At 47.6% G+C, this 10,623-nt stretch carries 8 protein-coding genes; all 8 read right to left on the reverse strand.

Annotation, left to right across the window (positions count from 1 at the left end):
- Positions 1-66: 66 nt before the first annotated feature.
- The 8 genes from B5F77_RS13165 to B5F77_RS13195 all read right to left on the reverse strand — a co-directional run bounded on the left by B5F77_RS13165 (position 67) and on the right by B5F77_RS13195 (position 10,306).
- Positions 67-5,643 (reverse strand): alpha-2-macroglobulin family protein, encoded by a 5,577-nt coding sequence (locus B5F77_RS13165; protein WP_087331513.1) that lies wholly within the window; start codon positions 5,641-5,643, stop codon positions 67-69.
- A gap of 77 nt (positions 5,644-5,720) precedes the next feature.
- Entirely contained in the window at positions 5,721-6,215 is a 495-nt protein-coding gene (locus B5F77_RS13170; protein ID WP_087331517.1) for a dihydrofolate reductase, read from the reverse strand.
- A gap of 20 nt (positions 6,216-6,235) precedes the next feature.
- Positions 6,236-7,030 carry a thymidylate synthase gene (locus B5F77_RS13175; RefSeq protein ID WP_087331519.1) on the reverse strand — a complete coding sequence of 265 codons (795 nt, stop codon included), beginning with the start codon at positions 7,028-7,030 and terminating at the stop codon, positions 6,236-6,238.
- 137 nt (positions 7,031-7,167) lie between these two features.
- A complete protein-coding gene (locus B5F77_RS15775; protein ID WP_162608006.1) occupies positions 7,168-7,272 on the reverse strand; it encodes a smalltalk protein in 105 nt (34 codons plus the stop codon).
- A 157-nt stretch (positions 7,273-7,429) separates the two neighbouring features.
- Entirely contained in the window at positions 7,430-7,846 is a 417-nt protein-coding gene (locus B5F77_RS13180; protein WP_087331523.1) for an HU family DNA-binding protein, read from the reverse strand.
- A 227-nt stretch (positions 7,847-8,073) separates the two neighbouring features.
- Entirely contained in the window at positions 8,074-8,571 is a 498-nt protein-coding gene (locus tag B5F77_RS13185) for a hypothetical protein (protein ID WP_087331525.1), read from the reverse strand.
- Positions 8,572-8,584: 13 nt separating this feature from the next.
- Positions 8,585-9,952, reverse strand: a complete 1,368-nt coding sequence (locus B5F77_RS13190; RefSeq protein ID WP_087331528.1) for a C10 family peptidase — start codon at positions 9,950-9,952, stop codon at positions 8,585-8,587.
- Between the two features lie 150 nt (positions 9,953-10,102).
- The gene (locus tag B5F77_RS13195) at positions 10,103-10,306 is read right to left on the reverse strand and encodes a DUF4248 domain-containing protein (protein ID WP_239446356.1); all 204 of its coding nucleotides are present in this window, start codon (positions 10,304-10,306) and stop codon (positions 10,103-10,105) included.
- Positions 10,307-10,623: the final 317 nt, after the last annotated feature.

Here is a 10,623-nt window from a genome sequence, read left to right on the forward strand (position 1 = left end):
ACAAAAAATTAGGCTTGTAGTTTCACCTCACTACAAGCCTAAATGACATGTTTTATAACTATCCTCTCACGGAATGACAACTGTCCCGCCCTCCGTGTGGCTCACAAACTCGGGCGCATAGAGGCATTGGATAGTCGCCATGCCGCTGGCATATCGTCCGCTCCGGGCCACATAAAGCGGATATTCCAAGACGAAAGTACCTTGCGGAAGATGCTCGATGTAAATATGTTCCGATACATCCTTCGACGAACGATAATACCATACGCCATCGCGGTATTGACTGGACGAGAGCACTTCGGCCGGCTCAAACGAAGCGGCGCGGAGGTCTTTCAGGAAGACATAATCCATTCGCCGGTCCGTACGAATCGTGAGGCGAACCACCACCTTGTCGCCTACCTGAAGCGGTTCTCCCTCCGAAACAGGACGAAGCTGTTTTCCTTCGCTTGTATTCACCTCTTGGAAAAGCCTCTTCTCTACATTCAACACGCCTTTCTGCTTCTTCACCTCGCGAATCGGAGCAAAATATTGTACATAGACAGCTCCCCACACCGGCGCGTCGCCTGTCTTTTCGATAGATAAGGGCACATGAACCGCTGTCAATTCCTGCTTCCGATAAGGCGTATCGATATGAATGGTTTCTTTGCCATTCTCCACTTGTACGGTTCCCTCTTCCGAGAGCCAATCACTACCCGTGAGGAGCAACGCATAGACGGCGTTTTGCGTAGCCGGGACAGAAGCCCAATGTTGCGTACGCTTCTGGACAAGGAGCCATTGCTTCATCCGGTCGGCCTCTTGAGCATTAGGTTCCATCCAATGGAAAAGCGCCATCAGGAGGCAATGCGTCTCAACCGGTTGATAAAGAGACGCATACGAAGCCCGATTATTGGCCCAATACATTCCCTTTTCCTTATCCGTAGTGGCTGTCTTGCGGAACCAAGCCAGGATTTCAGAAGCTTTCGCCTTGTTTCCATTTGCCTGCATCAACCAAGCGATAGCAGCCCGGCCATAAAGCCCATACTCTTCCCAATGTTGCTCAGCCTGCGAAGTATAGAAACGAATAGCCTCGCGGGCATCGCCCTCAGGAATATCACGATAAAAACTACGTACAAAGAGATATTCTATCTGCTCTTCACTCGGACGGACGTTCTCTTTCATACCCGAACGGAGCAACTGCTCATAATCTTCTTTAAGCGACGTATCCAAGAAACGAAGCGCACGCATTTGCATCTCTTTCTCTGCCTCCTCATATTGCACCGCACCAAGCTGCACCAATTGCGCCATGCCTTTGAGGATTTGCACCGTCATCGAGAAGCTGGAAGGCATCCCTTTCATCCAGCTCCAACCGCCTTCAACCGTCTGCCGCTCGAGGAGTTGATGGAAAGCCTCCGCACGTACTTGTTCTGCCCGATTCATATCGAAAAGTAGCTCCAAGCGTTGCTTTTGCTCCGTTTCGTCTCTGGCCTCCATCACCCAAGGCGTCTCTTCCAAGAGAATCGTTTTGAGCTCTTCGTTCTTTTCCAAGTTCGAAAGCAAGGTTCCCGCATCGCCTCCTGCCGCATTCCATTGCGTAATTAATTGGCGAATACGCGGATGTGCTTGAGCTACATACTGAGACAAGACATTACTATAATACACCGAGAACCACGAAAGGATATCTTCCTGCTCAGGTTCGTTCAACGTGGAGAGCGCTTGAATCGCATACCAGACAGGATTCGTACTGACCTCCAACGTCACCCGATAAGGATTCTCTATGGCTTGTTTCGGAAGTTTCATCTTCACCCCGGATTCCTCCATCAGGAAGAAAGGCACGCTTTCCGTCAACAATACCTCATCCGACAATACAGGCAAAAGATACTGCTCGCCATCGCTTCCCTCTGTACTCTCGGCGACGATACGACATCCGACTACGCCCAACTTCGACCAGTCGCCCACTTGGAAACACCACGTCAGCGAACCGACACTATCCGAAGCCAAAACAAAAGGTTTCTCCATGCGCGCCAACACCTCTTCATTCTCCGGATTAAAGAGTTCAAACGATAGGTTGCCTCTCACCTCCGAAGCCAATTGGTTCACCAGCTGAGATGCGATCGAGACCTCATCGCCTTCACGCAAGAAACGGGGCAGATTAAGTTGTACCATCAACGGCTTCGAAGTAACCACTTCTTTCGAGAGATAGCCATATTCCATGCTATCCGTGTGCGCCAAGAGCTGCAGTTTCCAGGTTGTGTTGCTTTCAGGCACCGTGAAATGGAAAGCGACTTCGCCCTGTTCGTCCGTCCGCAACACCGGATAGAAGAATGCTGTCTCCTGGAAATTCTCGCGCAAAACCGGAATTTGAGGTGAACCAGATGGCTGGATTTCCGCTTCCACTGCGATATCTTGCGCCACGGCTGGCGGCTCGGCAAGCACGGCATTATCTTCTACCATATTAAATACTTCAGCTCTCGCCTCGGTTGCTTCGGCTTTCGCCATCGCCCCGCGCAGTTGCACGCTTCCCGTGGTGGCAAATACCCGCGAATTATAGAAACGCAGATTCTGATAAAGCATTTTATTCCAATCCGCATACATCGCATCGTAAGCATACGAAGGCGTGGACAAATAATCGCGTTTTCCGGCATCGCTATCGAATCCTCGCTGGAAAGCCCAACCTTCGCGGAAATAGGGTGTCCAGAAGGAAGTATGCACCATCGGCTGGAAATACCAATCGAATGGCATCAACTCGTCCAGCGACGCGTCGTACATGCTGGCCAATACTTCCGCCCGCACCGCCAGCGAATCTTTATCCAAAAGGCGGAATTTCCAGGTCTCTTCGCTTCCCGGAAGGAGATGGTTGCGGAACGTCTCCGTCCGGAACGTCAACTGGCGCTCCTTCACTTTCCGTTGGACGCGGCAAGTTCCCCGATATACTTCGCCCTCTTTGACAAAAAGGAAGGAAGCCGTCACGCCTCGTTCATACGAATCGAGGAACGGAATGGCGAAAGAATGGTTCTCGTCCGCCATCGTGAACCGTTCGCGATGAAGCAAATCGCCCCGTTCGCTAAAGAGTTCATAAAGCACATAGGCCGGTTTTTCGGAAGTGCCGAACAGCACATGTGCCGTCTTTCCCACTTCAGCTTCGACCCAATTTTGAGGCATCCACACCGGCATCTCTACCGGAGGACGCGCATCCGACAAGCTATACAGCAGAAATTCCTGTTCGCTTTCCACTTGCACGCCCTGCTTATCCATCGAACGCACCTGCAAGCGGTATTTTCCTGAAGGAAGAGAAGCGAAATGTGTGTTATCCAAAGGCTTCTCTGTAGTAAAGTGTCCCACCGAACAGATCGAATCCGGCTTTCCTTCCCACTGGCGGGAAATCGTATACGTACCTTGTGCAGATACCTTTTCCCCATTGATTGTCTGAGCCATAATCCGGGCAGAAGCCTTTTCTTTCTCCAGCTGGTTTTCCATATCGAACGAAAGAACGATGCCCGCGTCGCCCACCGAGAAGACATACGCAGCCTCTTGCGTCTCCCCTTTACTATCCGTCAGAAACGCTTGCACTTGATACGAGCGAAAGACCGGTTTCGCCCCGTCGTTCTCCCGCTCTGGCGTGAAACGGATGAGGAAATTCCCCTCTTTGTCCACCTCGGCCTCGCCATTCGCCACCTGCTTATACCCATAATCAGAAGGCATATAACTACGCAACCAGAAAGGCTGACGCTGGATTGTCCACGTCACCTTCCCTTCTTGCAATGCGACGCCCGAGAAGCTCTGCGCCTTTCCTTTTAATAAAATCTCTTTGCCAAACGCCACTTCCTCTTTCAAGGGTTCGATTTCGACTTGGAAAGAGGGACGTTTATACTCTTCTACGCGGAAATGGGTCGAAGTGTGTTCGGACGTCAAGGTAAAGTTCCCATTTAAAGTCTGCTTGGGTAAAGTGAACTCACCATGAAACGAACCGAACTCATTCGTGACAAACTCCTTTCTATCGATTTCCTGATAGTTCGCATCGCGAAGAATTACCGTATACTTCAATCCCGGTCTCGCCTGTAAATCATCTCCTTCTTCGTTATAAATAATTCCTTTGAAAGCGATGGTTTGCCCCGGTCGATAAATACCTCTGTCGGTGAATAAATAGACGGTCAGGTCCGACTCTTCCGCCACGTCCGGATAAACGGGCGAAAGCGAGGTGACAAGCGAAGCCGTATCGCCCTCCAACACAGGGCGAATGGCATCAATCTGCTTCCGGTTCGGGATAGTTAACGAGGCTAAACCGTCGGCATCTGTCCGGACTTCACCTATCACCTTCGATATCCATTGATTGGACACATTATAACAAACGACCGGCACATCCGCCAAAGGTTTCCCGCTTTCAAAGTCTGTCACCAGTATCTCTTGCACGCCTTTCGGGTTTGTCCGGCACAAAGCCGCCAACCGACTGACGCTAAACGGGGCACCGACCTTCAAATCCTCGCCCGGCACGGTGACTTCATATTCATATAAACCCAACTGTTCCATCGGGATAGCGAGCAACGTATCTGCCTCCTCGTAAGGTTTCGCGATGGAGAAGGAATAATCCACCTCCTTCACCAGCTTGCCCCGGAAACCCTTTTGCTTGCGCATCGTCACTTCCGGACGAGAAAGATTCTGATAAATACGCACCTTGAGCGTCGGCGTATTTCGATAGGTTACATTCAATTCCAAGTTCTTTCCCGGATAAACGTTGCTATTATTTTGTACGCGAAGCGTGGGCAAACTCATACCCATCAATGTATTCCGAAACTCGTTCGCACGAAGCATGCCCTTCGTATATTGCGTCAAACGTTCTTCGCAAAACGCATAAATGGCTTGTCGAGCCGAATCGCGTTGGGCTTCTTCTTGGAAATCATATTGCATGGCTTGCATCCATTGGAGTTTCGCCAAGTCGATTTCTAATTGGCATTCCTTTTCGGGAAACTTTTCCGCCAGCGAATCCAACCCGGCCTTATAGACATCCGTGTGGATTGGCCCTAAGCGATAACGCAAATAATCCAGCGCGACGAGCAACTCCGCCTTCGGATTGCCGGTTTGTGCCGCACGGAAAGCAATCCAACGTTGATAATAGTCCGCACTGGGTTGGAGTTCGATAGCCCGTTGGAGCAAGAAATCATAAAGTGTCGGACGAAGCATGCGGGCATCCTCGCCCAACTTCAGCACGTCGGCAAAGCGCGTCGTCGGCGTCTCTTGCAACGTCTTTGCCGAAGACAACGACGCGTCCAGCTCTTCCTTTATCTTTTGAGTAAAGAGGTTCGAGGTCCACTCACGGATATCTTCCGGGATATAGCCTTGTAAATCGGTGCGCCCCTGGATATTCATCCGATTACTATTATAATACGATTGATACATCTGCGCCGTAAGCGAATGAAGCAAGGCTATTGTAGCCGAATCACTCTGGCTTTGCGTAAAGCTTTCCACCTCGCGGATAAGTTCAGGGAATCGCTCATAATCCTTTTCCAATTCGCCGCTCATCTTCTCCACCAACGAACGGATCACATCCGCCGCGCCTTTACCTTGAATTGCTTCCTGAAGCAATGTCGGCTTCTGATTTGCCCACGCATAATAACCCGATAACGCAAGCCCAGAAGCCGCCAGCAAGGATACAAAAAAAACTCTTACTTTCATATTCCACACGTTTTATATATAAGATAGAAAGTAAGAGCTAAAAGTTGTATAGGTTGTGTTAAATACAAGTAAATCCTTTATTTCTTCCGTACATACGTATGGAAAGAGTAAGGATAAGCGTTCTTTTCGTCGGCCGGAAAGTCCTGATGTTCAATCTCCTCCCATTGTTCCCAATCCACTACCGGAAAGAACGCATCGGCGTTTTCAAACGTCTGATGGACGCGCGTGATATACATTTTGTCTGCCCGACTCAACGCTTGGCGATAAACCAAAGCTCCTCCCATGACAAACACTTCGTCCTCTTGATCGCACAAATCGAGCGCGTCGTGCATGGATTCGCACGCAAAACAATTCACGAAATCTTCCGGATAGGTGGTCAATACCACGTTCTTCCGTCCGGGAAGCGGCCCGTTAGGCAGCGATTCGAACGTTTTCCGCCCCATAATGATGGCATGTCCCATTGTCAATTCCTTGAAATGTTTCATATCTGCGGGCAAATGCCACAATAATTGCTGATTCTTACCGATTGCGTTATTATCCGCAATAGCGGCAATAATAGAAATAGTACTCATCTGCTATAATATTAAATATATTAAACGGATACGGCGCCCGCGATGTGCGGATGCGGATCGTAGCCCGTCAGGTTGAAATCTTCGTATTGAAAAGCGAATAAATCCTTTACGGCAGGGTTCAGTTCCATGCGTGGAAGCGGACGGGGTTCACGCGAAAGTTGCAAACGAACCTGCTCCAAATGGTTCAGATAGATATGTGCGTCGCCCAAGGTATGGATGAAATCACCCGCCTGGAGGCCCGTCACTTGCGCCATCATCTGTAGCAGAAGCGCGTAAGAAGCGATATTGAAGGGAACGCCGAGGAAGATATCCGCACTCCGTTGGTACAGTTGGAGACTCAACCGCCCGTTGGCCACATAGAATTGGAAAAAGGCATGGCACGGAGGCAGGTTCATGTTCTCCAAATCGGCCACGTTCCACGCGCTCACGATGATGCGCCGCGAATCGGGATTATGCTTGATCGTCTCGACGGCTTCCGCGATCTGATCGATCGTCCCGCCTTTATAATCCGGCCACGAACGCCACTGGTAACCATAAATATGCCCCAGATTCCCATCCGCGTCTGCCCATTCGTTCCAGATGCGCACGCCATGTTCCTGCAGATAATGCACATTCGTGTCGCCCCGAAGAAACCAAAGCAATTCATAAATAATAGACTTCAAGTGGAGTTTCTTGGTCGTCAGGAGCGGAAAGCCTTCTTCGAGATTAAAGCGCATCTGATGTCCAAAGATGCTGATCGTGCCCGTCCCGGTGCGGTCGCCCTTCTCGACGCCCTCGTCCAGCACTCTATGTAATAAATCTAAATATTGTTTCATCCTATTCTTCCTGCGAAATTTCACGCAAAGATACGGATTATTTCCGAAAAATAGTAAGCAGATGTCCCTTGGATGTAGTTTGAATGCAAAGACACGGAGCCATTAACAATGAAAAGCTCCGCGTCTCCGTGTTCCGCTTAAACACCCACGCAACTCACGACGCCGAGCGCCGTCCCGATCGACGTCAATATCGTAATCAACGTCTGAATCACAATCTTCCAAATTTCCTTCTTGTTTGCCATGTTGTTCAATTAAAAATTAAAAGTTAAAAACTAAAAGTAGAATAGCACACAGATTAATGAAGAATTAAGAATGAGGAATGAAGAATTTCCATCCGGATGAAGCAATTCTTCATTCTTTATTCTTAATTCTTCATTGGTAAATCTGTGTGCCAACAATTTACGCCGCGCCCGCTTCTTCCTCCTCGACGCCAATGCGTTCGAACGAGGTCTCGGCGCGGGCTTCCTGGATGCGCTTCCCCGGATGGAACACCACCTTCGGCTTCTTGATCATGGAGGCGTTGAATTCCTCCTTGGTGATCGTCCCGCGCGAGCCGACCGTCAACCTAAAGTTGCCCAGCTCACCCATTTGTACGATGCGCCCCGCCTTCAGGTTCTTGCTGATAATCCATGCCATACGGTCCAAAACCGCCTTTACATCCGCTGAAGTCAGCGTACAAGTTTCCGCGATATCTTCGCAGAGTTCCTCAAACGTCATTTCTCCGGAGCTCACCGCCCGCGCGTAATACAGCTTCGCGTCCTCAGCCGCCCCTTCGCTCATGTCCTTTCCTTGCACTAATGTGTACTGTAATGCCATACTAATTTGAATTTAAAAGTTAATAATTAAATGATAAAACTTTGTCGATAATTGGAACATTCTTTCTTATTGACACTGCAAAGGTACGACGCGGGGAAATAGCGGAGTTGACACGTGTGACATTTGGGACGTTTTGGGCGAAAATGGGGAGAAATGGGAAGTTAGAAGAAAGAAATTCCGGCAAATCCGCCTGTTTTTTCGCGAATCTGCCGGAATTTTCCTGCATATTACGGCCTATTCTTCTGGCCGTCCGACACGCTTGGGCGGGTGAAAACAATATCGCGAGCGCCTTCTGAAATAGACCATATAGATTTACCATCTACATATACGTCTGTAATAATATCGTCATATTCATTCAGTTGGCAGCAAATAGTATCTACCCAAGTGTTTGTCCAATAAACCACTAACGTTGAATATCCATTTTCATGATGCAATCCAAAATAAACATCTATATATTTTAATCCATTGTCTTCACGCTCTGTCAGCCATGTGGGGCTATTCAAATCTACTTGGCCTTCTTTTACATAAAATGCCCGAATACTATCAGGATTAATATATTCATTTTGGGTTGGATCTAACAGGTCATTTCCGGCAGAGTCTCGTAGATAAGCATTTATACTTAAGTCATTTACAGTACCAAGACCTATTAAATCGGCTTCAGAACCACAACCATGCAACATAAAAACAGAAATGCCAATTATGATGTATTCTAATACCTTTATCATAAAACTAAATTAATTATCTTGGTCTAGCATTTGCTATAGTTTCTAAATCATAATCATAATTTACACCATTAGATAAATGAAATGCCTCATGGTAATAATAACCATTGTATCTCGTTTCTCTCCATCCCCAGTTGCAATGAATAAGTTCTTCTTTCTCTGAACTTGTTGTTTCGCTAATCAGTTTCCATTCTGATGGATTTATCGGATCCGCAGGACGTTCATTCTTTCCAATGTATTCATATATTCGTTCCGTTAAAATCCTTTGTTTTCCATCTGCTCCGTCAACTACCCAAGCATGACCATCTTTATTTTCATCTGGATATCCACTGACACACACTGGACGATTGTTATTGATAGAGTTTATAACATCTTCTTTTTTATAACGTTGAACTCCTTCCGTAGTATATCCATTAGATATGAGAAAATAAAGCCCATTCCCCATTGACACCCCAGTTCCTTCATATGTATAATGAGGGCTACAATTACTTGTTATTTTGTATAATAAATTTTGCAATTGTTCCTGATATATATTACTTAATCCGTTTATTGTAGGACTACTTGTTATGCTAGTCCAATCAATGGTATAATTATCAATTACAGAAGGATATTTATGATAAGACATAATGTGTGCTATAGCAATAGGTACACAACCAACATAAGCATGAGGTAAATATTCCTCACCACTGCCTACTGGAGGAAATTTTTCATTATAACCATCATATTGATACCAGAATACATTTACCATTGGCTCTTTTTTATACATGACTTGCCAATCCGTCAATTCATGTTCTATCCTCTGCAAAGGCACAGCCATCGTGGAAATGCCCGTTTTCTCTTCGGCAACTTGCAGCAACGAATCGTAATGCGCTTCAAATTCATCTATTTTATAGCTAACAAAGGCGGGCAGATTGTCAATAAAGACATCCAAACCCGAACCATTCTTTTCCAACGTCATTTCCCCGTCTTCCGAATAAGCCAAGACTTCCGGAAGGCGTTCGTCGCCCGAAATAATGGCACCGCCTCCGCCATTATAATTTACCACATACAACGGAATGCTATCCGGTTTCGAATCCGCGCTAAACAGTTGGGGCAAACGCGATTGATATTTCACCCAATAAACCTCGCACTCCGCATTTTCAAAATCGGCCGAACGGGTTGCTTGCCCGCCGCTCAACAGGTTTCCGGCGCGTTGCTTCGCTTCGTCGGCAGAAACCGCCGCGCCTTCCAATCTCACTTTCAATGCTGTAGCCTCCTCGCCCGTCAAAGAGACCTGTGCTACAGATGAATCACTCAGAGCAACTAAAGAGTTGCTCTCGTCGCTGCAAGCAGTCAAAATGAGACCGCCCATGGCTACCAAGCCTAACAAAATCTTTTTATTCATGGTTACTTTAATTAAAACAGTAAAACTTTCATCCACAAATCGTTCCGCCACACGCCACAAAGGTAAACATTTAAATCGAGAACGCAAAATGAAAAGTTGAGAATTATCAAGCCGGAGGCCGATAATTCCCAACTTCCCGTTTCGCCGCCCTCAAGGCTCGCCCAAATGCCAGACAATCAAGTCCGCCTGCTTGGGCGTGAGCATCCGCTGCCCGTCGCGGTAGCCGGTCTCGTCGAGCTCGGCGCGCAGCTTCGCGTTGTAGTTGATCCACCGCTTGAGCTGCGTCGTCGCCACCTTCACCGATGCCTTCGGGAAATACAGGATGGCCAATTCACTTATTGATAATGCTTTCAACGTTATTCAATTAAAAATTAAAAGTTAAAAACTAAAAACGAGGTTGATGACACACAGACGTAATGAATGAAGAATTAAGAATGAAGAATTTCCATCCGGGTGAAATGATTTTTCATTCAAAGCAGATTCTTCATTCTTCATTCTTAATTCTTCATTTTCTTATCCAGCCAATTTCAACTCCTCAATCGAGTCAAAATACTGTTTCAGAAGCCATTCCTGGGCGAGGGTTTTGATGCGGGACTGCCGCATTTCCTCCGGCATCCAGGCTCCCGAGGCCGGTTTCCATCGCTCGAACAGGCTGATTGCGTGGTATTTCT

Origin of the sequence: Parabacteroides sp. An277 (assembly GCF_002159645.1) — a bacterium.
Taxonomy (GTDB): domain Bacteria; phylum Bacteroidota; class Bacteroidia; order Bacteroidales; family Tannerellaceae; genus Parabacteroides.